This is a genomic window from Sheuella amnicola (genome assembly GCF_010499255.1).
Taxonomy (GTDB): domain Bacteria; phylum Pseudomonadota; class Gammaproteobacteria; order Burkholderiales; family Burkholderiaceae_B; genus Zwartia; species Zwartia amnicola.
Genome location: NZ_JAAGRN010000002.1, coordinates 20,692 through 46,901 on the forward strand (window position 1 = coordinate 20,692; position 26,210 = coordinate 46,901).

Sequence of the window (26,210 nt, forward strand, 5' to 3'; positions counted from 1 at the left end):
GATTGCAAATCCACATGACTCAAGGTAACTCATCCAATCAACAAAGCTCTCGTGATCTGATCAAGGGTGCACTCGTTCGGATTAACGAACTGGAATCAGAACTTGAAACCCTCGAGTCGCAAAAAAATGAGCCGATCGCCATTGTGGGAATGGGCTGCAGACTCCCTGGTTCTGTTGTTGATTCAGAGTCTCTATGGAACTTACTGATCCAAGGTACGAGCGGCATTAGTGAAGTACCTGCCGATCGATGGGATATCAATGCACTTTATGATGCGGATATCGATGCTCCCGGAAAAATGAATACGCGTTATGGTGGGTTTGTTAAAAACGTTGCCGATTTTGATCCGGAATTTTTTGGAATATCCCCTCGCGAAGCCGCATCCATGGATCCCCAGCAGCGCCTCTTATTGGAGGTAACCTGGGAGGCGCTTGAAAACGCCAATATTGATCCGCGCAATCTTTATGGCACGTCTGCCGGTGTATTTATCGGAATCATTGCTTATGATTACGGACAAAGATTACTTGGCATTAACGGTTTGGAAAAAATTGATGCATATTCCGGAACCGGATCGTCGCTAGGCGTTGCCGCAGGTCGAATCTCATACACGCTAGGTCTAACAGGACCCAGCCTAAGTCTCGATACCGCTTGTTCTTCCTCTTTAGTTTCCATCCATCTTGCATGTGAAAGCCTGAGGCGACGCGAATGTAACCTTGCGATGGCAGGCGGCGTCAATCTAATGCTCGAACCGGGACTGAGCGTCAATTTTTCTAAGGCCCATATGCTGTCTTCCGACGGCAAATGTAAAACGTTTGATGCGTCGGCTAATGGCTACGTTAGAGGCGAAGGATGCGGAATAGTCGTTCTAAAAAGACTCGGCGATGCTATCAAGAATAATGACCCGATTCTTGCATTGATACGCGGATCAGCAGTCAATCAAGATGGTGCAAGCGGCGGACTCACCGTACCAAGCGGTCCATCCCAATCATCCGTCATCAGACAGGCGTTGAAAAATGCCAAAATCACTCCCAATGATGTCGGCTATATAGAGGCACACGGAACTGGAACATCACTTGGAGACCCGATTGAGTTAGGCTCAATGGCTGATGTATTCAGTCATGGAAGAGACATGACGGATCCGCTTTGGATCGGTTCCATAAAAACAAATATTGGCCATCTTGAGGCGGCAGCTGGCATCGCGGGGATCATGAAACTGATTCTTGCATTAAGAAACGAAAAAATTCCGGCTCATCTAAACTGCGAGACTCCCACTGCGCGATTTGCCTGGAGCGAGAATCCGATACGCGTCGCCCAGACAACAAAGTCATGGCCTCGCTCAGACAAGCCACGAATTGCCGGCATCAGTAGCTTTGGCTTTAGTGGCACAAACGCACATATTTTGCTCGAAGAAGCGCCAGTTTCTAACTCGTTGGACAATACAGGCCATCAATCGGATTCAGGAAATACTCAAATCCTGAATTTCAGCGCACAATCGCAACAAGCTCTGATCACTTTGGCAAAGTCGTATTCATCATTGCTCAAAGCGAATCAAAATCTGGATCTATATCAGTTATGTGCAAACGCATCCCAGAGTCGTGCACACCTTAAATATCGTTTATCGGTCTTGGGCAGTACACCTGGCGAAATTACAGAAAATCTAGATCAATTCACGCTTGGTGAATCTGGTCCGAACATCGTTCAATCTTCAGTCAATGAAGCTTCGATGAGCGATATCGCCTTTCTTTTTACAGGGCAAGGATCGCAATATCCCGGCATGGGAAAGCTGTTGTATGAAACTGAAGATGAATTTAAAAAATGGATCGATGCGTGTGCTTCCATATTGGAACTACATTGCGATATTTCATTAACTGATCTGCTCTTCGAGTCTGATGCGAGTATTCTCAATCAAAGCATCTACACACAACCCGCACTGTTTTGTCTGGAGTATTCACTTGCAAAACTCTGGCATTCATTCAACGTGCAGCCACATGTCTTGGTCGGTCACAGCCTGGGGGAATATGTAGCCGCGTGTATAGCTGGTGTTTTCACGCTTGAAGATGCCATAGGCATGGTCGCCACTCGGGCCAAACTTATGCACGCCTTGCCGAAAGATGGATCCATGGTTGCAGTCTCGATGCCATATGAAAAACTTTCGGTACTTTTACAACCCCATACTAAAGAGGTTGCAATAGCGGCGATCAATGGCAAAGAGCGTTGCGTGATTTCCGGCAAAAAAGATGCTATCGAATTGATTCTCAAGGAACTTCAATCCGAAAATATTGCCGTCAGCACTCTACCCGTATCCCACGCATTTCATTCGCCGTTGATGCAGCCGATGATTGCAGCGTTTGGTGAATACTTAAACAACATCACATTTAACACGCCGCGCATACCGATCATCAGCAACTTGACGGGTCAATATGCGGACGATTCCATCTGCACAAAGGAATATTGGCTGAATCACATACTTGAACCGGTTCAATTTTCCCGGTCGGTAAACTTGTTGAAAGATAAAAAGATTGGGGCCTGCATTGAGATCGGTCCAAGTCCCGTACTCTGCTCTTTGGCAAGAGAGGCTCTGTCAGATACCCTGCTTTTGCCAAGCTTAAAACAGAATCAGTCCGATACGTGGCAAATACTACAGTCCCTTGGCAAGCTTCATACGCATCACTATCCAATTGACTGGCAGCAAATATACCCACGGTCAAAAGTTCATCATTTGGCATTGCCAAATTATCCGTTTCAGCGCGATCGTTACTGGATTGAGCGCAAATCGTCAAACTATAAGAGCGTGCAGCACAGCAGTCGAAATCACCCTCTATTGGGCTCTGTTCTTCGCGTCCCAGGGCTGCCAGGGAATCAAAAAAGATATAGCCAATGTCTGGATCCTGATCTGACATATTTGTCGGAGCATCAAGTCTTTGGGCGTCCTATCCTACCGGCCACGGCTTATATTGAGCTAGCGATTGCCGCCATAATCAAACAGGATGGGCATTACCCCATCGAGATTACGAACTTTGAGCTGACTCAACCCATAGCGATTACGAATGATATGGAAAACCATATTCAAATCGTGATAAATCAAGATTCTGGAAAATCGGAATTCAATATCTACAGCTGCACTCAATCAGCCGGAGAAGAGTCTGTCGACTGGACAAACAATGCTCACGGTCACATCACTCAACACGCTCTAATTACGCCAGAAACATTAAATATTGCACAACTGCGTTCAAAATTAAATGAACCTGTACCTGTTCATGAATTCTATGAACAATGCGAACTTATCGGTATTAAATATGGTCCTTCATACCGACTCGTTCGGAACTTATGGAGATTAAATAATCAAGCTCTCGCCGAAATCGATTTATCGTGCGGACCGATCGTAGCTAATCTCGATCAGTATCATGTTTATCCATGTCAGCTTGATGCATGTTTTCAGATTTTATTTTCAGTTTTACCTTATCAAGAGAAAGATGAAATCTGGCTACCAATTGGCCTTGAAAAACTGACACTGTTCAAAAGCTTTCATTCAAAAGTATTTTGTTTTGTAGAGTTAAAAGGTAATGCTGACGATGCCATTCAGACAGCAGACGTGCAGGTTTTAAATGATACGGGTGAATTACTTTGCTCAATTGAAGGCTTAACAGCCAGAAAGACGTCGCTTTCAGCATGGCGTAAGGGCTCGATTGAACGCAAACAGATTGATTCATTACTTTATGACATTGAATGGCAAGCCAGTCCTTTGCCTGAAGAAATCCAAAATTCACAAGCAGTTCACTCGGCTAAGTCGTGGATCATTTTTGCCGATGAAGCCGGTCTAAGTCCTTATTTTCAAAACCTATGTGATGAAGCTCATATTGATTACCGGATTATTAAAAGAGGCAATCAATTTTCCAGCTCGGATGGGAATACATATACGATTAATCCGTTTAGTTCCGACAATTTTTTAGCACTTTTCAATCAATTATCCGAAATCGAGATTGATCGATGCTTATATTTTTGGACGCTCGATTTGCCAATTGGGTTAAATGCCGAGACCGCAGCGACTGAGCAAATGGAGCTGTCATGGAAATCACCTCTCTTTCTTGTTCAAGCGTTAAAAAAGCACAGACTTTCTAGTGAGTTTTCTCTAGATTTCATTACTCTAAGTTCTCTTCCTGTTACACAACAATCAAGTCTCAATTTACTAACAGCGCCGGTCATCGGTTTTGCTAAAAGCGTTCAGGCCGAAATGCCGGAATGGAAATGTCGTGTCATCGATCTGGAAGCCGAATCTCTCGAAGCTAACTACAAAGTAAACGCGGCTTTGATATTGTCCGAATGCTTGCAATCAAAAGAACGTTCTTTCGAAGACCAAGTTGCCTATCGAAATTTGCAGAGGTATGTATCGCGGCTGAAGAGATGTGCACCGCTAAAACCACTGCCGCAAGCGCCTGCCTATCATCTCACGATTCCTGCTTCTGGCAGCCTGGAGGATCTCGCATGGATACCATGCGAACGAGCAGAGCCTCAAGCCGGCGAGGTAGAAATCGAAGTTCACACTGCGGGGATGAACTTTAAGGATGTTCTCCTTGCCCTTCACCGCGTGCCTGCTATTGACAATGGGCTTGGTGTTGAATGCGCGGGTCGTGTTGTCAAATTGGGGCCCGGCGTCACCGAATTCACCATGGGTCAGCGTGTACTGGCTATGGTGCCCGGCTGTTTAAGTCGCTTTATATGCGCCCCCGCGCAAACCACAGTTGCATTACCTGACTCGCTTGAAGATCACGCAGCAGCGACCATTCCGATTACATTCCTTACTGCTGCCTATTCACTCGAAAATCTGGCCAAAATACGTCCGGGCGAGCGCGTTCTGATACATGCAGCAACTGGTGGAGTCGGTCAGGCGGCCATTCAGATTGCCCGGGCAGCAGGTGCGATCGTTTATGCAACCGCTAGTCGTGGAAAATGGCAAATCCTGAAAGATCTTGGCGTTCAATACATTTTCGACTCCCGAACAACCGAGTTTGAACAATCGATTAGAGAACTTACCAACAATGAAGGAGTTGATGTTGTTCTCAATAGCTTGCGTGGTGAGTTTACAGATGCAAGTCTGAGACTACTTAAATCAGGCGGCAGATTTCTAGAAATCGGCATCACGGATTTGCGTTCATCCGAAGAAATTGCGCGATGGTCCACTCAGATTGAATACTTCCCAATTGATCTGATGGTCATTTACCGTGAAAACCGCGAGATATTACAGACTTTATTACAAAAATTACTCCAGAGGTTTGCCGCTGGAGAGTTCAAGCCATTACCTTATCAGTCCTATCCTGCAAGCACGATAGAAAACGCATTCAGAACGATGCAACAAGCCAAACATGTCGGTAAAGTTGTCATCGACATGCATCAAGACAAATTAATTGATGATGGCGAAAATTCGCAATATATGATTCTTGGCGGTCTTGGCGACTTGGGCTTAAAGCTCACGGATTGGCTCATTGAAAACAATGCAAAAAATATTGTTTTGATCGGAAGAAATGCGCCCTCAATTGAAAAGCATAATCATTTAAATGCTCTGCAAGAATCAGGCATCAATATTGAAATTATCCAAGCCGACATGACATCTTCATCCGATGTCGAACATGCCTTCGAGAAACTACACAGATTCGGCAAGACTCTTAAAGGGATCTTCCACTGCGCCGCGGTATTGGATGATGGAACAATCGAATCTCAAAGCGAGGAGCAGTTCCGGCAAGTATTAAGCGCAAAAATTGATAGTGCCTGGCTCATACACGAGAAAACACAGAATATACCGCTGGATTTTCTTATGCTTTATTCCTCAGCCACTTCCATTCTGGGCGCACCCGGCCAGGCTAACTATGTAGCTGCTAACGCATTTTTTGATGCCTTAGCTCATTATCGTCATGCGATGAACCAAGCAACTTATTCGATTAACTGGGGAGCATGGGCTGAAGTTGGTATGGCGCATCGCATGTCTTCACAAGCTAATTTAGCCAAACAAGGCATTCGGGCGATTTCTCCCGAGCTTGCACTGGCCTCGATGGCGACATCTGTTCAATACCAAAAACCTCAGATCGGTATTTTTGACATTGATTGGCCTACTTATCTGAAAAATAAGAATCAGAGTGCATTCTTGACGGATTTTCAAGATGAGCGCCAGGGTTCGGATCACCAAGTTCGAATCTCTTCATTCTTGGATGATTTTTCCAAGTCTTCCGACAAGGAAAGAGAGGAGCTAATTCATCATTACGTTGAGCGTAATGTTGTCGCCGTTTTGAACTTATCAAAGTCGAAGAAAATTGACCGTACCCAAGGCTTTTTAGACATGGGAATGGATTCACTCACAGCAGTTGAGCTTAGAAATCGACTCACCCAAGAACTGATGGCTACGCTACCGGCAACCCTCATTTTTGACTATCCGAATATAAATAAATTATCAAAGTACATATTGCAGATTTTGAGTGATCGATATCCTCTCTCTGAGATGAGTTCGACAGTCGACACAGATTTGAAACATCAACTGGTGGATCAATTGAGCGAACAGGAAGCAGCTGAAGAACTCTTGAAAACACTAAAAGATATGGGGTTCTCGACATGACAGAAAACAATCTATCTGCAGTAAAACAAGCTTTGCTTGCATTACAAGCAGCGCAGAAAAAAATCGATTCATTAGAGAAACAAAAATCCGAACCAATCGCCATTATCGGCATGGCCTGTCGATTTCCAGGGAATATTCATTCGCCCGATGACTTTTGGAATCTACTGGTATCAGGCAAAGAAACCATTGCTGAAATTCCTGACAGTCGCTGGAATAGTCAGGACTATTACAGTTCGAATTACGATGAAGCCGGAAAAATTATCACCAGGCAAGGCTCTTTCTTTACCAATGTTCAGGAGTCAGATCCGGCCTTTTTTGATATTTCTCCAAAGGAAGCAAAAAGCATGGATCCCCAGCAGCATATGTTGCTGGAAGTATGTTGGGAGTCGCTTGAGCACGCAAATATTGTTCCGCAATCACTATCCGGAAGCAAAACCGGAGTATTCATAGGAATTTGCAATCAGGATTACAGCCATTTATCCATGGCCAGGGATAAGAAATCGATTGATTCCTATATGACAACCGGCATGGCGCATAGTGTTGCATCCGGTCGCTTATCCTACACATTAGGATTAGAAGGACCCTGCATCGCAATCGATACAGCCTGCTCATCCTCTCTGGTCGCGGTCCATCTAGCTTGCCAAAGCCTGAGAAATCAAGAGTGTGACCTTGCGATTACAGGCGGGGTCAATCTCACGCTTAGTCCTGAAACGAGCATAGACTTTTCACGCAACCGAATGCTGTCGCCCGATGGTAAATGTAAAGCTTTCTCCGCCGAAGCCAACGGCTTCGGGCGAGGAGAGGGCTGCGGTTTGATTGTGCTTAAGCGGCTGTCGGATGTCGATGTAGCGCGTGATCAAGTTTTAGCCATTGTTAGAGGCAGTGCAGTGAACCAGGATGGTGCGAGCAGTGGATTGACGGCTCCTAATGGCCCATCCCAACAACGTGTCATCAAAGATGCATTAAAAAATGCGCAATTACAGCCCGATCAAATCGATTATGTCGAGGCGCATGGCACTGGCACGAATCTTGGGGATCCGATTGAAATTGGCGCATTAGCTGAAGTATTTTCAAGAGGACGGTCCGTAGAACGTCCGCTTTATATTGGGTCTGTAAAGACAAATGTAGGCCATATGGAAGGCGCTGCCGGAATCAGCGGCCTGATGAAAGTTGTACTTGCACTCCAGCATAAAGTCTTACCTGCCCATCTCAACTGCCATAACCAGAATCCACAAATACCGTGGGATCAATTACCATTTGAAATTACCCATCAAAAAAAGGAATGGGGCGTTGTCAATAGGTCTCGTATTGCTGGGGTCAGTTCCTTCGGATTCAGCGGCACAAACAGCCATGTCATCCTGGAAGAAGCCCCTTCAGAAATCCACACACCTGAAGCACCCATAACCGGACTAAATCAAAAGTATCATTTGCTGAATATCAGTGCTCGTTCGCCTCAAGCCCTGAAGACTCAAGTCAAGCAATTCATCGAACGTATTGAACAACTCCCTGAGGACAATCTGCCGACCTTTTGTCTGGCAGCCAATGTAAATAGAACGCATTTTGAAAATAGACTATCTATTATCGCCAAGTCAAAGAATGAATTGCTTGAGAAGTTAAAGGCCTGCTTAAATAATCAAACGCCAAATCTAGTATTCGACAATAAGGTCAGCCTGAATACGCAAGCACCAAAAGTTGCATGGTTATTCACAGGACAAGGTTCTCAATATCCAGGGATGGGAAAAGAATTTTTTGATCTTGAGCCTGTATTCAAAGATTCGTTATTGAAGTGCTCGACAATCTTGGATCCGATCATTAAACGCTCACTGGTTGATTTAATTTTCGGAGATCATCCCGATGAGCTCAATCAAACGTTATATACCCAACCAGCCCTCTTCGCCCTAGAGTATTCATTGGCTCAACTATGGTTGTCCTGGGGAATCAAGCCGGATGTTGTTGCAGGCCATAGCGTAGGAGAATACGTAGCAGCTTGCATAGCCGGAGTCTTTTCGGTTGAGGATGGTTTAAAGCTTATTGCGGAACGCGCCCGTTTAATGCACCAGCTTAAAGAAGCTGGTGCAATGGTGGCAATATTTGCATCTGAAACTAAAGTAAGCGATCTTATTAAGGAACAATCTTCTCACGAAGTGCTTGATATCGCGGGCATCAACACATCGAATGAAACAGTGGTTTCCGGAAAACTTGATTCAATCAAAAAACTGATTGCCACACTCGAAACTAACAAGATCAACTACCGTGAACTAACTGTTTCGCATGCCTTTCACTCGGCTCTCATGGAACCCATGCTCGATGAGTTCATGGGTTTTGCTCAAAAAATAAAATTTAACCCACTGAGCATTCCGCTACTTTCGAACCTAAGCGGCGATTTTGCAGGCGAAGAGATACACACCCCCGAGTATTGGCGCAATCATATTCGTCAAGCTGTTCAATTTACAAAAATAACCGAACAGCTCGTGGCTGGTGATTTTGATCTAATCATGGAAATGGGACCTCAACCGATTCTACTGGGCATGATCGGTCAAAATGAACACTTACATCAGATTGGACTATTACCCAGTTTAAGAAAAAATAAAGCTGCAGGAGAAACCACAGTTGAAACTTTGGCAAGGCTTCACCTTGCAGGCGTACCAATTGATTGGAAACATGTCTATCCGTCAATGAGCGCAAAATCAATTGCTTTACCAACCTACCCTTTTCAAAGACAACGCTACTGGATCAACGCTCGTACAACCACAGAATCAGAAGACAATACGAATTCCTTCGCAATGCTTGATTTGATTAAAGAAGGTGATCTTCAAAAGATCAGCTCCCATCTTAAAAGCAAAATCCAGTTCGAAGAAAAGGAAAATGATTTAATCAAAAGAATTTGTCAGGCGCTGGTAGATGAGTACCAGGCAAGTCAACATCAAGATCAGCGGATATTTTATAGTCCTGTGTGGCAGAAAAAACTCATTCCGACAATGGTGACTGATGGCAAAGATCACGCTCATCGCCACCTTATCTTTGCACCAAATATAGATTCGATTCCGGAGCAAGCCTTAAATGGATCGCTATCATCGAACATCTACATTATGCTGGGGCAGAGCTACGACAAAAAATCAGAATCGCTCTGGATTATCAACGAAAACGAGCCAAATGATTATGTAAAAGTGATCAAAGAGCTCAGTCAAACGATCGAATTGGCATCAATATGTTTGTTGTGGTCCGAATGGTGGAATGAAAAGAATTTTAACTCCTCCTTTGGAGAACAGATTCTATTAAATGCGATCAACATCAACAGGGCGCTGACTAATTTACAGTTATCTTTAGCACTTTGGTTCTTAATAAAAACGCCATCATCTTCGGACATGGCAAATGTTGCACTCCCCTTCTCCAGTTTGTTGAACGGATTTTCACGCTCATTATTTTTGGAAAATCCGTCGATAAAAGGTGGAGTCATTGAGTATGACGATGCAGCATCACAATATGTATTTAGTGAAATCGTCAGTCAATCACAAGAAGAACATGTCAGACTAATCGGTGGCAATCGATTTGTCAGTCGCTTGGAGCGAACTGATTTCGTTCAGACCAATAAATTTAAACTGAATGAAAACGCCGCTTATGTCATTACTGGTGGCACGGGCTCGCTGGGGTTACACACTGCACGATTTTTAGCCTCCAAGCATGCAAAAGAGGTCATTCTTCTTGGAAGAAAAGGACCAACCGCAGAAGCACAACGCGCCATTCAAGAAATCGAAGAAATGGGCACGCAGGTGTTATTTATGCCGTGTGATATTGCACAGGCCGCGCAAGTTAAAAAAGTCTTCGATTACCTGTTGAAGAATAAACGTGAGGTAAAGGGAATCTTTCATGCTGCCGGCATTGCAAGCCCGTCACTCTGCAGGGATTTGGATTCGGCAACGCTGCATCAAATGTTCGAATCGAAAGTTCAAGGCACATGGAATTTACACGAGCAAACTAAACATTTAGCTTTGGACTTTTTCGTTCTTTACTCTTCCATTTCAAGCTTGATTGGATCGGTTGAACTGGCGCACTACTCAGCCGCCAATGCTTTTATGGATGGACTTGCAAGCTATCGCCGCTCCTTGGGATTGCCCGCACTGAGCATCAATTGGGGGCCTTGGGATAACGGTGGCATGGTTCAAAATACAGCCGGCTCGAATAAGGTATTTTCAAGTGGATTTACCCCGTTGAAATCGGTTGAAGCGCTGACTGCTTTGGAACAAGCACTGACATCCGATCGTCATCAGTTAGCAATCGTCAAAGTCGATTGGGATAAATTGAATGAGGTTTACTCCGCACGGATGCAACAGCATATATTCGACTTGCTGATTTCAAACCCTTCCGAATCAGAGACGATGGAAGTCCCTGCGCTTTTGCAAAGTCTCCAAGAGATGCCTGCCTGGAATCGTTCTGAGGCGCTAATCGAATTCCTGACACAACAGGTGTGCATGCTGCTTGAAATAGCCGACAGCACACTTGTTGACACTAAAAGAGGATTTTTTGATTATGGAATGGGATCATTGATGGCTGTTGAATTGCGTAGCCGTTTGGAAAAACAGCTTGGCTGCAAACTTCCGCCTTCAACGATTTTTGACTTCCCAACCATCGAACAACTCAGTAAATATTTACTTTCGCTATTGTTTGATGATTCCAAACAAGACAATCAGATGACAACGCGGCAACCTGCATCTGATTCCGGAATTACATCGAAAGAGATTGGCTCAGGCACTGCATTATCTGACAGCGAAATCGCGGCATTACTAGATGGTGAATTGTCATCCCTCATTGCTCCAAAGGATAAAAAATGAGCGACAACGCTTCAACTCCCCTCAGTCCACTACAGAAAGCATTTGCTGCAATTCAACTGCTTAAAAAAGAGCTTGATACTGCAAACAAACAATTGAATGAGCCAATTGCAATTATTGGAATGTCATGCAGAGCCCCTGGAGCGAAAAATTCGGATGAACTCTGGGACTTGATCAGAGCAGGTAAGGACGCCATTTCCGATATACCTTCTTCACGTTGGAATGCACAGGAATACTACGATCCTAGACCAGGCACGCCGGGGAAAGCCTACACATTACGTGGAGGTTTTATTGAAAATGTTGATAAATTTGACGCTAATTTTTTCAATATCTCCGCCAGGGAAGCGGAAGGTATGGATCCTCAGCAAAGGCTTCTGCTTGAAGTCTCGTGGGAATCTCTCGAAAATGCCGGAATCGTGCCTTCCTCCTTAAATGAAACTGCTACCGGTGTTTTTGTCGGAGTGACCTCCAGCGACTATGGCTTACTCCAGGCAGACTCTGATCGCCGCAACGAAAGCAACCCATACTTCAATACCGGGACCCCGCTGAACGCTTGCGCAGGACGCATTTCCTACGTACTAGGTCTTCAAGGACCAAGTATGGCCGTCGATACCGCGTGTTCATCTTCTTTAACTGCTATCCATCTGGCATGCACGTCTCTTCGAGCAAAAGATTGCGATATTGCGCTGACCGGCGGAGTCAATCTAATGCTCTCTCCGTTGCTAAACGTCACACTCTCCGAAGCCGGCATGATGTCACCACAAGGGATGTGTAAAACATTCAGTGAAGACGCGGATGGTTATGTACGCGGTGAGGGTTGTGGCATAGTTGTATTAAAAAGACTGTCGGATGCGATAGCCTGCAAAGACAATATTCTGGCAGTGATTCGTGCGACTGGCGTGAATCAAGACGGAGCAAGCAGCGGATTTACCGTGCCAAACGGCTTGGCGCAGCAAAAACTCATAAACAAAACACTTGAGAAAGCAGGTATCCAACCTCACGAAATTGATTACATTGAAGCCCATGGCACCGGCACGCCACTAGGTGATCCTATCGAGGCTCAATCACTGGGCATCACAATTGGCAAAGCCGATCAACGCGACAGACCGTTATTGGTAGGATCCGTCAAATCAAATATCGGGCACCTCGAATCAGCTGCCGGTGTACTTGGATTAATCAAATTAATCAAGGCACTGGAACATAAGGAGTTGCCTCCCACTCTTCATGTAAGTCACCCAAGCAGCCGCATTCCATGGGCTGATCTTAATTTGCAGCCAAACTCTGAATTGAAACCCTGGCTAAGTCGTAATGGATCAAGACGCGCAGGTTTAAGCGCATTTGGTGCAAGCGGCAGTAACGCGCACTTGATATTGGAAGAAGCGCCTCCACGCGACGAATCAATACAAAAGAATGATTCCGCACGCATACAAGTATTGGCATTATCCGCAAAGAGTGACGCGGCTTTGATTCAGACTGTTTCTGTTTATCGCAACCTCATCGAAAATAATGAGTTCGCGTTAAGCGATATCTGTCTGAGTGCCAATCGTTACAGAGATCACTTTAAACGACGTGCGGCATTCGTTGTTTCTTCCAAAACTCAAGCCCTTGATCTTCTCAGTAAGTTTTCGCCTGATATCACCCTACCCAATTTATTCATCAGTCCAAAGGAACTTAAAAAAACACCTCGTGTCGCCTTTGTATTTAGTGGACAGGGTTCAATTTATTCCGGCATGGCTAAAGAGCTGTATCAGCAACAACCACTGTTTAAAAATTCACTTGATGAATGTTGCAAAGTTCTGGATCCAATTCTAAAACAACCACTACTACAGCTCATTTTTTCCGATCTCCCGGATGAAAGTGCGCTGCTCAATCAGAAAGCACAATATGCGCAGCCTGCATTATTTTGCATTCAATACGCCTTAAGCAAAATGTGGATGGCTTTGGGTGTCACGCCGTGCGCCGTGGCAGGCCATAGCTTGGGGGAATATGCGGCGGCATGTATTGCCGGCGTGATCAGTCTGGATGATGCATTAAATATAGTTGCCGAACGCGGGCGTCTAACCGATCTGTTGGAAAACGACGGCACCATGATGGTGGCCTTTACTTCAACGGAAAAAATCAAGCCATTGATCGAAAACTACACATCGGAAGTCAGTATTGGCGTCATCAATGACAAGAACAATGTTGTATTGTCAGGCAATAAACAGGCTCTGGATAAAATCAGAACGCGTTGTAAAGATTTGGGCATTGATACTCACCCACTGAACGTGACGCATGCATTTCACTCCCCACTGATCGATCCTTTGCTTGATGACTTTGAAACCGTTGCTCGAACCTTGTCATATAAGCAGCCTACCTTGGCATTTTATTCAAGTTTAACGGGACAGATACTTGATCACGATACAAAAATTGACGCCCATTACTGGCGTCGTCACTACCGTGAGCCAGTCCGTTTTTCTGAGGCCTTATCGAGCCTTGAACATTCAAAGCCCGATCTCGTGATAGAGATCAGTCCGAATCCGATTTTAGCGGGCATTGGCAAACATCAGCTTAAATTGCTCGATTGGTTGCCAAGCCTTCAGAGAAATCAGTCGGACAATCTGATTATTGCCTCGACTATTGCAAAACTATATTCACTCGGTCTGTCAATAGATTGGTCAGAATGGAACTTTGATTCAAGCCACCGTATTACAAATCTTCCTACTTATCAATTTCAGCGGCAGCGTTATTGGATCTCATCTAAGGAACAAACAATTATGAATGCGCCAACGACTCAAAATCTTCAGGCACCTGTAACTGTTGCTGATAATTATCAGCCCATTCTGAACAAGCTTTTACAACTGTTTTCCGAATTATTCAGAGTAAGCCCTGAAGAAATTGATATTCACTCACCCTTTGTTGAGTTGGGCGCAGACTCCCTTGTGTTGTTGTCAGGCGCTCGCGTGATTGAGGATAATTTTGGCGTCAAAATAGACATTCGACAATTTTTCGAAGAAATCAGCTCCATTAGTGCGATTGCGCACTATCTGAATTCACATTCGGCGACAAAAGCTGCATCAGCAGTACAAGCCACAGTTTCCAGCGATACTTCAATTCCGACACCTGTCCAGGCTCCTGTCCAAGCTCCTATTCAAACTCCTGTTCAGGCGCTCGTTACACCGATGCCAACGCATCCTCCCGTTTCCATGCAGGCAGCCATCACGATCAATCCAGGCAACAGCACTGCACTTAATCAGTTGATTCTTGCGCAAACACAACTCATGTCGCAACAACTAGCGATTATGCAAGCCATGGGTAATAAACCCATTGTTGCGAAATCAGCCGGAGTTGTTGCGTCAACGACATCTTCAGCTTTGCCTATTCCAGTATCGGCACCGGTGTCTGCACCCGCCCCAATACCAGCATCATCAACCTCTCAGCAAAGCGAGGATAGATCCTCACCCTTACGCGCGCTCAATATACCTATTACTCCCACATCCGGAAATTTGACGGAACAGCAAAGCAACTACCTGAATAACCTCATTGATCGTTATCAAAAGAAAACCCCAAAATCAAAAGCTCTTGTTCAATCAAGTCGCAAGGGTTTGGCAGATAGCAGAGCCAGTATTGGATTTAGATTTTCAACTAAAGAAATCCTCTATCCCATTTCCGGGGTTGATTCCACTGGTTCCAGAATTTGGGATGTTGATGGTAATAACTACATTGATCTCACAATGGGTTTTGGTGTATTGCTTTTTGGCAGTAAACCCGAATTTCTAAATGGCGTCATTGAGCAGGAGTTACAGCATGGATTTCAGCTGGGGCCTCGTTCAATCTATATGCCTGAAATTACCGAACTTTTCACTGAACTGACCGGTCACGATCGCGTCGCATTTACAAATTCAGGGACCGAGGCTGTCATGATTGCCATGCGACTCGCCAGAGCGGGAACGGGTAAAAATAAAATCGTGATTTTCGACGGTGCTTACAACGGTCATTCTGATGGCACTTTGGTGAAGTCGATTGTTGTCAACGGCGAATTGATTTCAGAACCACTTGCACCTGGCGTCCCTCCAAGCATTGCTAAAGATGTATTCGTACTTGAATATGGTACGCAAAAGTCCCTGGAATTCATACGCGAGCATGCACATGAATTAGCCGCAGTCCTTGTCGAACCGGTTCAAAGCAGGCGCCTCGATTTTCAGCCGTTTGATTTCTTAAGACAATTACGGACCTTGACTACCGAAAAGGATGTTGCCCTGATTTTTGACGAAATGGTCAGCGGATTTAGGGTTCACCCTGCAGGCGTTCAGGGATTGCTCGGCATCAAGGCTGATCTTGCCACATACGGAAAAATAATCGGAGGAGGCTTGCCTATTGGCGCCGTGGCAGGATCGTCGCGCTTCATGGATGGAATCGACGGTGGATATTGGGAATATGGCGACTCGTCCTACCCTAAAGCAACCCGCACGTATTTTGGTGGAACATTCTGTCAACACCCACTTTCTATGGCGACATGTCTAGCCACACTCCGGAAGCTGAAGGCCGAAGGACCAGAACTACAAGACAAACTAAATAGCAGAACAACTGAGCTTGCCAACAGATTAAATCAATATTTTGAGTCGGAATCAGTTCCGATTAAAGTTCTCCACTTTGGATCAACATTCCAATTCAAGTTTTCCGGAAATCTCGAATTGTTCTATTACCAGTTACTTGAAAAGGGCGTCTATATATGGGAATGGCGAGCATGCTTCTTGTCAACCGCCCACACGGACCAGGATATTGAAGAATTAATACAGGCGGTTAAAGATTCAGTCGTTGCGCTGAGGGATGGCGGTTATATCAAGAACGTATCAATCTCCACTGTTAACTAAAGTCTGGACATTTAAACGTATGACGCATTTTATTGTCACATCGATCGGTACTTTTGGGGATATATACCCCTATGCCCAAGTTGCGCTGGGTCTAAAAAATCTTGGATATAAAACTACATTTATTACCAATCCATATTTTGAGGAATTCATTGCCCAGTGCGGGTTGGATTTTCATCCGCTCGGCACGAAAAATGAATATCTTGATGTCATTCAAAACGATAAATTATGGGATGACAAAAGCTTTCTTGAAGTTACACTGAATCTCTTTTTACCCAACATTAATGGTATCAGCGACTATATTAGTCAATGTCCAATTGATGAGAAATTCATTATTCTGGCTCATCAAAATTTATTGGTTAATTGCGAAATGGCTCGCATACAACATCAGAATAAAGTCACCGTAATATGTGGTGCACTTTATCCAAGTGTATTCGGTGAAGAAGAGAAATCAGAAAATGTTCAGTTACCGAATCAAAAGAAATTTTCCGACTCTCCATTGATTGCTCCTGTTAATTTTGCCCGTCAGAAAATTGGCCTGACTCCCATCAGTTCGTATAAGAATCTTTTTACTGATATCGCTTCTTTTAATGTTTTATTCTTTAGCGACTGGTTCGGGAACAAGGAGAAGCATTGGCCTGACAACTTGATCAATGGTGAATTTATTTATAACGAAAGTCTTCAACAGGAAGATTTTCCGGATAGTCTCAAACAATTTTTAAAGTCAAATAAGAAACCGATACTGTTTACTTTTGGTACTGGAAACCTTCACTGCCAGGATCAATTCAAGTACGCACAAGAAATCGCTGAAAAATTAAATTACCCTGCGATTTTTATATGTAAAGACAAAAACATTTTCCCCCAAAGTCTGCCTGATTCGGTTTTAACTTTAGAGTATTGCAAAAATTTCCAAGCACTACTTAAAGAATGCTCTCTCATCGTTCATCACGGGGGAATAGGTACATTAGCCGAGGCCGCAAGAGCAGGCACTCCCCAAATCATCATTCCATCTTTGGGTGACCAGTGGGATAACTCAGCACGAGTTGAAAGCCTGCAGTTAGGTCTAAGTATCCCAGGCAATGAATTAAACAGCTCAAAACTATTCGACGCGGTGAATACTATTTTCGAATCTGCAACCATTAGAAACAAATGTGCAGAATTATCCCTGGAAATTACGGAGCGTATCCACGCTGCGGACATTGCCAAGAATATAGTTAAATGTTTGTCCGACGCTAAGGTTCTTGACTAGCCTGTCGAATACGATTCATCAACTTGATGTTTTCAATCATATTATCTTTACCAGGTTGTGAGACGGTACCCGTCGCCACAGCTTGGGCAAAGGCTTCGAACATAATTGAATATGCATCCGTTGTTTCGAATGTAAACGTACATGCTTGCGCACCATGATGATGAATAAATTGAGACTCTCCCATTTCTGGTAGAACCCGCAAATGTGGAATCTCTAATGAACCTTTTTCTCCGACGATAAAAGTCTTGCACATAGACGGCCTACTAATACCGGACATGAAATTACAAATTACGCCGGAAGAAGTCACTAACTCTGCGTAGATATTGGCATCAACATCTCGTCGATTGTGTGAAAACGACTGCAAGTACTTCACATCGTCATTTTTAATATCCATCACGTAATTCAAGAAATCAACGTGATAGCAAAACATGTCGTTTAGCGCTCCACCACCTAACTCAGATTGCCATCTTGAATCCGATTGATCTGAATTGACATATGAGAAACTTGAGCTAATCAACTTGATTTGACCTAGCGCATTAGACAAAATCAGTTGACGTATCGATTCAACAAGTGGATGAAAGCGATACCACCAGGCTTCCATTACAACCAAGTTTTTGGACTTGGCTATAGCCGTCAATTCTTCTGCGTGAGCAACTTCCAGGACTGCTGGCTTCTCGATCAAAACACTCTTGCCTGCTTCTAGCGCTTTTTTGGCCCAAGTGAAATGTAAACCGGCAGGCAAGCATACATAAATAGCATCCAAATCTTTAGATGCTATCAGTTCATCATAACTGTCAAAAATCCTCTTTCCCGGATAGGTCATCGCCGCTTTTTCGGCCGACGATGTTGATCGCGTTCCAATACTTTCAATTTCAATCGAGGAGCTTATATTTGTGTCAGGTATGAATCTTTTTAGGATTCTTGCATTGCCTAAGGCGCCTACCCGAAGTTTGCTCATTGTAAATATCGAAAGCAATACGTCATTAGTACTGTTTGGGGAAAATACTATGGCCCAATATACCTTTGATATACGTTGGAATGAGTTGCAATGCACCCCATTCGGCTTTCAACTTTGATGTTGCACACCAAATATTGACCGAAATAATAGTGCTGTAACTGATAACTTGATGCCACCAATACGGAGGTGCATAAAGAATATTACCCGGATTAATTGTCACGTCATAAAACTTGACTTTGCGGGCCCGTGGAAATTTTTCAAAATCCGGACGAAGCGGGTTGAAGTCAGTGACTCTGGGATAATGAGAAAAAGCCGACCTTGGATAAAGATTCAAGAAACTATCGGGTTCAGACAAAATCCAGCGTTTTTGTCCATATAACTGCATAAAAAAATTATCCATCGTGTCGTAATGCAGTCCGGTCGTATTTCCGCCAGGACCGTACCATAAATACTTAAGCCCCAGTTTTTCGCTCGGCAACATCTGATCGAAATGTATGTCCGACTTTATCTCTGGAAACGACTGGTTGACTCCCTGCGCCCCCATGTACAACCTTCTTCCTGAAGTAGGTGTATCAAGACTAATTTCACGGGCATATTCATCCAACGTCATTTTGATTGGTTGATGATATTCCTGAAACACATCCGTTTTCGAGGTGTTGACCTCAATCACTTTATTACCCGCCTTTTCGCGCAAAAATTCTGGACTCCATTGCGCTAATTCAGGAAAAACTTCATAAACGTTGGTTATGAGTAATGGTTTTTTATTCTTTGAACAAAATTCGTAAATATCAATTTTTTTGTCAACAAATTCCTTTAATTTCATCTGTGGAATTTGATTCGGATACAAATTAATTGCGGCTTCGTTAATCATGTTCTTTAGAATTGAAGTTTTTATAAATATCGTGTGGCAGCCAACGCAAGGATCTTGTTACATAGCTAATATACTCCAAACGTATTATTTTTTTTGATATTTATTTTACTAATATATTCTTTATTTATGCTAAGCGATACATTTCAAAATCATATTAGAAGATTTTGCCTAACTCAGTCTTTTTAATGAATAAATCCCATTATCTCCACCTTTCGTACTACTCTGATTACATCTAATCTTCATTGATAAAAGAAATTGTTAAATGCTTGAAGTAATTAAAAAACTAAATTAAATTTATCAATGCTGGCGCATTAGAACAGTATCACCATTGCCCACAAGACTAGTAGAATCCTGTTACACATTCATCATTGATTTTCTCGCGCCATCCCAGTTGATCCAGTCGTTAAGAGGCAAAAAGCTGCCATCATCTTTTCCGATTTCGCGTTCGATCAAGGCGTTCAGTTTGAGATTCATCGCCCAAATCAAGTCTTTATTCTTTTCGAAATCGAACGCTAGGTTCACCAGCTCTTGCGGATCGGCCACAAGATCGTACAACTCAAGATCATTTTTAGACTTTAGCTCCTCAATCGTTTGAGGAGTATTGAATTCCTTAAACGAAAAATATCGACTGAATTTATAACGTTCGTCGACGACACTGCGAATCGATACGCGTAATGACCAGTCAATCGGAAATGTTTCGATTTTTTTAAACTCGTCCGCCCTTGCGACTTTGCCGCTTTCTATCATCGTGTACAAGGTCTTTGTGAATGCAGGGTCATGCACCATTAACTGGCTATAACAAAATAAAACGCCACCGCGTCGTCTAGTGAAGTCCGGATCGACCGGTTTTTTCAATAAAGGAGTTAGATCTTGGCCCTTCATCAACTTCATCATGTCATTTGCCGGGCTTGTATCTTTTCCGGTCATGGCCACAATAGTTGGCACAAGGTCAATGTGCGAAGTGACTTCTTTACAGCTTTGACCACCTTTTATCGCTGGATGAACAATAAGCATCGGCACATGATTCTGTTGTTTGTAAGTCGTCGTACCCTTGCTGGAAAGTCCACCATGACTACCCAACAAATCACCATGATCCGAGGTGAAAATCACTATCGTGTTTTTAGTTAAATTCAAATCATCTAATTGGTTTAATAAGGCTTCGATCTTTTTATCGACATCTTGAATCGCATTAAAGTAATAATTTTGGCGAGTTCTCAAACGACTTTCTTCATTGGGAATCATGCCTGTCAAATAAGCATTGGCCTCGTGATAAATGCGATGAGCGGGAATACGATCAGGACCATCTAGACTTTGTCTCCAGCTGCTTTGCAATGGGATATGGTCCCACCGCTTTTTGTATTGGACGTCATCCGGCGCAAACGCGATGGCCAGCTTAGCGTCTTTGCCTTGCACGACCGGTCCATCAGGGTGATCGGTATTGACCCACATCACATCGTGAGGATTCACTAGATTGACCGCCAAATACCAAGGCTGTTTTTTAGCGTTCATTGGCTGGCCTTTGGCCTTCAGCCATTGTGTTGCTTGCGCAACCGTGATTTCATCGTACTGGTAACCTCCTAGGGCACCTTCAATAAAATCACCTTCTCCCGTGTAATCATAAAAACCGTAATCTTTATCCATCATGGACTCGAACAGGCTTTTGATTTGATCGGGCTTGTTTTCAGACGCAATCGCACCATTCAAATGGACTTTGCCCTTATAAGCGGGGTAATAGCCGATCTTGCGCAAAATCTTGCCGATAGTGGGCAAACTTGGACTCAAGCTTTTCATGTACGGTATGCCCGCATTGTCGAAGATACCGTTAAGCGGCATATGTAACCCGGTATAAATCACAGCACGCGATGCCGAACACATATCCGCAGCGATTTGATGATTTTCGAAAAAAGTACCGGTCTTGCGTAAACGCTCGTGGCCCGGCAGCGGGATCGGCCAAGACGGTCCCATGTAATGCTCTTGATCGGTCAAGATGAACAGAATGTTGTATCCACCATCAGTGGAGCCTGGTGCGTCTTTAGATGGAAAACTCGATTCACTACCACCCTGAATTCGAGAAACGGCGGAGGACGTCACTGCCGTTTTACCCTGAGTAGCATGGCTGTTAGACGCAAGTATTGATCCGGCAGCAAGTGTCGTACCCGCTTTTAAAAAACTTCTTCTCGATTGATTATTTTTGCCTTCCATGCTCAATCCTATCTAAAAATTAAAGCTGGCACTTGCACCAAACGCCACATCGTTTCCGCTGCTTCGGGTCACTTGGAACTGCGAAAAAAGGGAAAATCTGATTTGAGAGGACCAGTTGTAATGTAGCGTCGCCCCAACTGTGTCCTGTATGACATCAAATCCCGCGATATTGTTCCGGTTAGCTGGATACCAGGTTAAAGCTAAAAAAGAGTATTCCGTAGGCTTGACTACACCAGTTAGCATGGCCCCACTCATGGTCTTGGGCTGATAGTACCCATTTGCCTGCTGGTTGGTCGATTTCCTGAAATTTCCAAACGAAAAACCCGCACTTATAAGGGGGAGATGATCAGACACATGCCAATTGACCTTTGGAGCTATTTGAGTGAATTCTCCAAGTTCGAAATTCTGATACGTCAACCCTGCCTCTATCGAAAGAATATTTTGGTTATTGTGAGTATAAGGAAGCGTGTATTGCGGAGATGCATAAAAACTGTAGCGGTATGTATTTTGCGTATTCGTGCCAACGCCAGTTGTGGCATTGACGCTCCAGTTGCTAGTCGGTTTATAACTGACACCCGCGACAATATTGGCCAGTTCGATATTGCCCTGCTTCTGATAAATTTCGTTGAATACAACTTTGAGCTTATCAGTCACCGGAGCATACCCTTGCGCAATCTGGGTATAAAGATTTGCTAATGGAGGCCCCGTCACCCATTTTTGAACACTACCGGTCACGCCAATCGGTAATGGGCCTTTGGCATTAGCCAAGGAAAACTGCTGATGCATTCCCTGAATATTGATATCTCCGCCAAAGATATGCGCATGACTTAAACCATCATCATTTCTCTGTCCGTTCGCTGATAGAGTTTGAGCATAAGCAGGAAATAAAATCGACGCTATCACGACAAAATGCCATCTCATTTGGACAAATCGCATGAATACTTCCCGATATCAAAAATACAGAACATGAATTATGCATGTCCTGAGAAGGATAAATCCATTTATTTTGCCGTTAAATTTAACTCATTCCATTCATTTAATAATCGTATGCGTTGAGTCTGCGCGCGAACCAGGGCAGCCTGCTTTACATGTCCAAATCCACGAATCTCCTGTGGAACTGAAGCAATTTGCAAAGCTTTGGAGATTGATTGCGGAGATAAATTCTCCAACAAAGATAAGATCGTTTCCCGATACTCGGCAATCAAAGCACGTTCCGTTTTGCGCTCATCTGCGTAACCGAACAGATCAAAGGGTGTTCCTCGCAATCCTTTAAGCTTTGCGAGGATTTTAAAAACCGACAACATATACGGACCCATCCGGGTTTTAATCAAATGCCCTTTTTCATCATGACGTGCGAACATAGGCGGAGCGAGATAGAAATTGATTTTCCACTCCCCTTCGAATTGATCATTCAAGCCATTTAAAAATTCAGGCATGGTATACAAACGCGCAACTTCATACTCGTCTTTGTAAGCCATGAGCTTGAACAAATTTCTAGCGACTTCCATTGCAAGCTTTTGAGATCCGCACTTGCTCATTTCAACTTCGGCAACTTGATTGACGAATGCCACATATCGCTTGGCATACTCTGCATTTTGATAGTCACATAAAAATGCTGCCCGACGATCACGCAAATGATCCAGCTCGGACCCGTTGAGCTTGAACTCAATCCCTTGCGCACAATCCGATTTCGAGGTGTTGAAATTCATTTCAGTGTGACCGGAAACGCCCCTTTCCAACAAAGCAGGATCATGTGCTACCTGACGGCCAATATCGAAGGCTTTCAGGTTATTTTGAACTTGCACGCCATTTAAAACAATCGCCTGCTCAATTGATTGATGATTTAATGGTATCCAACCTTTTTGATATGCAAAGCCCATCAGCAATGGATTGGCATACACCGCATCACTCAAGAATTTAATTGCAAGCTGAACAGCATCCACATTCGCTACGCGTCCTTCTCCACAAGCTTGCTCGATCTCTCTGCGTAAGGCACTTGTCGCCAGTGTCCAATTTGGATTCCCGATAAATGCCGCGGTTGGAGCCACATCCGTATTAAGCAATAGACGAGTGTGACCAGGGCGCATGCGAGCGATCGATTCGGTGCTCGAACCGACCACCAGATCCGCACCCAAAACCAAATCAGCTTGTCCCATCGCGATGCGAGAATTCAAAATTTGAGATGGTTTAGATGCAATGATGGCGTGCGAATAAACTGCGCCTCCTTTTTGCGCGAGCCCTGCCATATCAAGTACAGATCCTGCCTTACCTTCAATATGCGCAGCCATACCCAATAACTGTCCGATCGTAACGACACCGGTCCCACCCACTCCCGCGATAAAAATGCCATAAGAACTGTTGAGTTCTCGTCTGACAGGATCGGGCAAGGACTTCACATTTAATTCTTTCGAGTCGATCAATTCAGGCTTGCGCAATTTCCCGCCCTCAATCGTGACCATACTCGGACAAAATCCTTTCAAACATGAATAGTCTTTGTTGCAGCTCGACTGATTGATTGTTCTTTTGCGTCCAAACTCAGTCTCAATTGGCTCGATCGAAAGACAATTCGATTGAACCGAGCAATCTCCGCAACCTTCGCATACCTGCGAATGAATCACCACTCGACGAGCTGGATCGGGATAAGCGTCACGCTTGCGCCGTCTTCGTTTCTCGGTTGCACATGTCTGGTCATATATCAATGCCGTAGTGCCAGGGCATTCGCGCAACTCTTTTTGCACTTGATCGAGCTCATCGCGATGTGCGACACGTACATCGCCCGGTAAATCGATATGGCTGGCATACTTTTCCGGTTCATCGGTCACGACAATCAGACGCTTAACCCCTTCAGCAAGAACTTGGGCTGCGAGTTGCGGCACAGTCAATTGACCATCAACGGGTTGGCCTCCAGTCATCGCAACAGCATCATTGAACAAAATTTTGTAAGTCACATTAACTTTGGCTGCAACGGCCGCTCGGATCGCCAACAGCCCGGAATGGAAATATGTACCGTCCCCGAGATTAACAAAAACGTGCTTTTCCGAAGTGAACGGAGCTTGTCCAATCCAAGGTGCTCCTTCACCACCCATTTGCGTAAATACGTGGGTGCTGCGATCCATCCAAAGAGCCATGTAATGACAACCGATGCCGGCCATGGCGCGTGAACCTTCCGGCACACGCGTCGATGTATTGTGCGGACAGCCGGAACAAAACCAGGGCTTGCGCTCTTCAATAACACGAGGACGTGCGAGTTCGCGCTCACATGCATCAATGACATCCAATCTTGTCTGTATACCTGCACGCACATCATCCGGTAGATCCATCCGCAACAAGCGAGATGCTATTGCACGGGCCACAATAGAAGGAGAAAACTCATAATGAGCCGGCAACAACCAGGGACTTTGCGGGACGGCCCATTCGCCACCATCCTTATCATCGAACTTGCCGACAACCCGCGGTATTTTCTTACCTCGCCCGATCCAGCCGAACAACTCCTCTTTGACTTGATACTCCAACATTTGCCGCTTTTCTTCAACGACAAGAATTTCATCCAGATTTTCTGAAAACTTAAGCAATCCGGTCGACTCAAGTGGCCATACCATACCCACTTTGAACAAGCGCAAGCCAATTCTTCGGCAAACATCAGGCGTTAAGCCCAAATCGACCAATGCCTGGGTCGTATCGAGAAAGGCTTTTCCAGATGTAATGATGCCAAATCGTGCATCGCAATCAGGTATGGACCAAAGTTCTCGATTCAATCCATTTGCGCGGGCAAACGCCAAAGCGGCATACAGCTTTTGATCCAGCAGGCGAGCCTCCTGAGCCAAAGGTGTATCGTTCAAGCGTATATTCAGCCCACCTGGGGGCAATTCGAAATCCTTAGGGTAATGTACCGTGACGCGGTTCGCATCAACCTCGACTGACGCTGATGCCTCGACAATATCGGTGATGCATTTCATCCCGACCCAAACGCCAGCGTAACGGCTCATCGCCCAACCCAGAATGCCGTAATCAAGTATCTCCTGAACATTTGCCGGAAACAAAACCGGCATGCCGCAGGCCTTCAGAATATGATCGCTTTGGTGAGGCAGGGTCGATGACTTAGCGGGATGATCATCCCCGGCTATCACCAGCACGCCACCGTGAGGCGAGGTTCCAGCCGCATTTGCGTGCTTGAAAACATCTCCGCTACGATCAACGCCAGGCCCTTTGCCGTACCACATTCCGAATACGCCATCGTATTGCGCACCCTGGAAGAGATTAACCTGCTGCGAACCCCAAACCGACGTGGCGGCCAAATCCTCGTTCACGCCCGGCTGAAATACGATATGGTGCTTTTTAAGGTACGCGGCCGCCTTCCATAGATTTTGATCCAGACCTCCAAGCGGCGATCCGCGATAGCCAGAAATAAACCCCGCAGTGTTAAGCCCGGCATTCTGATCACGGATTTGCTGATTCAGGGCGAGCCTAACCAATGCATGGGTTCCACTCATCCACGCATATCCGGTGGCAAGCTTGTATTTATCATCCAGCGTGACGTGATCCTGTTCACGCACATGATCGGCTGAAATAGGGGTATTCATTGTCTCGACTCCTTTTGGGCAGCACGCTCCGGTATTTTGACATTTGCCTTTCTTTTGGATCAGCTAATTCATTTC

9 protein-coding genes are annotated in these 26,210 nt (G+C 44.7%); 4 read left to right on the forward strand and 5 right to left on the reverse strand.

The window, feature by feature from the left end; translation table 11 throughout:
- The first annotated feature begins 2 nt into the window (after window positions 1–2).
- The 4 genes from G3I67_RS02735 to G3I67_RS02750 are packed head-to-tail and all read left to right on the forward strand — an operon-like array spanning window position 3 to window position 17,524.
- A complete protein-coding gene (locus G3I67_RS02735; protein WP_163651464.1) occupies window positions 3–6,599 on the forward strand; it encodes a type I polyketide synthase in 6,597 nt (2,198 codons plus the stop codon).
- Window positions 6,596–11,428, forward strand: coding sequence for a type I polyketide synthase (locus G3I67_RS02740; protein ID WP_163651465.1), 4,833 nt, complete (start codon window positions 6,596–6,598; stop codon window positions 11,426–11,428). The genes G3I67_RS02735 and G3I67_RS02740 overlap by 4 nt, the downstream gene beginning before the upstream one ends.
- On the forward strand, window positions 11,425–16,278 hold the full coding sequence (locus G3I67_RS02745) for a type I polyketide synthase (protein WP_163651466.1): 4,854 nt from the start codon (window positions 11,425–11,427) through the stop codon (window positions 16,276–16,278). The genes G3I67_RS02740 and G3I67_RS02745 overlap by 4 nt, the downstream gene beginning before the upstream one ends.
- Before the next feature lie 19 nt (window positions 16,279–16,297).
- The gene (locus G3I67_RS02750) at window positions 16,298–17,524 is read left to right on the forward strand and encodes a glycosyltransferase (RefSeq protein WP_163651467.1); all 1,227 of its coding nucleotides are present in this window, start codon (window positions 16,298–16,300) and stop codon (window positions 17,522–17,524) included.
- Here G3I67_RS02750 and G3I67_RS02755 read toward each other — a convergent pair.
- The 5 genes from G3I67_RS02755 to G3I67_RS02775 form a co-directional block, all read right to left on the reverse strand.
- Window positions 17,508–18,482 (reverse strand): Gfo/Idh/MocA family protein, encoded by a 975-nt coding sequence (locus G3I67_RS02755; protein WP_163651468.1) that lies wholly within the window; start codon window positions 18,480–18,482, stop codon window positions 17,508–17,510. The genes G3I67_RS02750 and G3I67_RS02755 overlap by 17 nt on opposite strands.
- Before the next feature lie 25 nt (window positions 18,483–18,507).
- The gene (locus tag G3I67_RS02760; protein ID WP_163651469.1) at window positions 18,508–19,353 is read right to left on the reverse strand and encodes a cupin-like domain-containing protein; all 846 of its coding nucleotides are present in this window, start codon (window positions 19,351–19,353) and stop codon (window positions 18,508–18,510) included.
- A 354-nt stretch (window positions 19,354–19,707) separates the two neighbouring features.
- On the reverse strand, window positions 19,708–21,555 hold the full coding sequence (locus G3I67_RS02765; RefSeq protein WP_163651470.1) for a sulfatase family protein: 1,848 nt from the start codon (window positions 21,553–21,555) through the stop codon (window positions 19,708–19,710).
- Window positions 21,556–21,567: 12 nt separating this feature from the next.
- Window positions 21,568–22,476, reverse strand: a complete 909-nt coding sequence (locus tag G3I67_RS02770; RefSeq protein ID WP_163651471.1) for a hypothetical protein — start codon at window positions 22,474–22,476, stop codon at window positions 21,568–21,570.
- Window positions 22,477–22,556: 80 nt separating this feature from the next.
- Window positions 22,557–26,135, reverse strand: a complete 3,579-nt coding sequence (locus G3I67_RS02775; protein ID WP_163651472.1) for an indolepyruvate ferredoxin oxidoreductase family protein — start codon at window positions 26,133–26,135, stop codon at window positions 22,557–22,559.
- Window positions 26,136–26,210 lie beyond the last annotated feature (75 nt).

Coding starts and splice junctions, on each gene's coding strand:
- G3I67_RS02740 (WP_163651465.1), top strand. CDS start 6,596: ATGACAGAAAACAATCTATCTGCAGTAAAACAAGCTTTGCTTGCATTA.
- G3I67_RS02745 (WP_163651466.1), top strand. CDS start 11,425: ATGAGCGACAACGCTTCAACTCCCCTCAGTCCACTACAGAAAGCATTT.
- G3I67_RS02750 (WP_163651467.1), top strand. CDS start 16,298: ATGACGCATTTTATTGTCACATCGATCGGTACTTTTGGGGATATATAC.
- G3I67_RS02755 (WP_163651468.1), bottom strand. CDS start 18,482: ATGAGCAAACTTCGGGTAGGCGCCTTAGGCAATGCAAGAATCCTAAAA.
- G3I67_RS02760 (WP_163651469.1), bottom strand. CDS start 19,353: ATGATTAACGAAGCCGCAATTAATTTGTATCCGAATCAAATTCCACAG.
- G3I67_RS02765 (WP_163651470.1), bottom strand. CDS start 21,555: ATGGAAGGCAAAAATAATCAATCGAGAAGAAGTTTTTTAAAAGCGGGT.
- G3I67_RS02770 (WP_163651471.1), bottom strand. CDS start 22,476: ATGAGATGGCATTTTGTCGTGATAGCGTCGATTTTATTTCCTGCTTAT.
- G3I67_RS02775 (WP_163651472.1), bottom strand. CDS start 26,135: ATGAATACCCCTATTTCAGCCGATCATGTGCGTGAACAGGATCACGTC.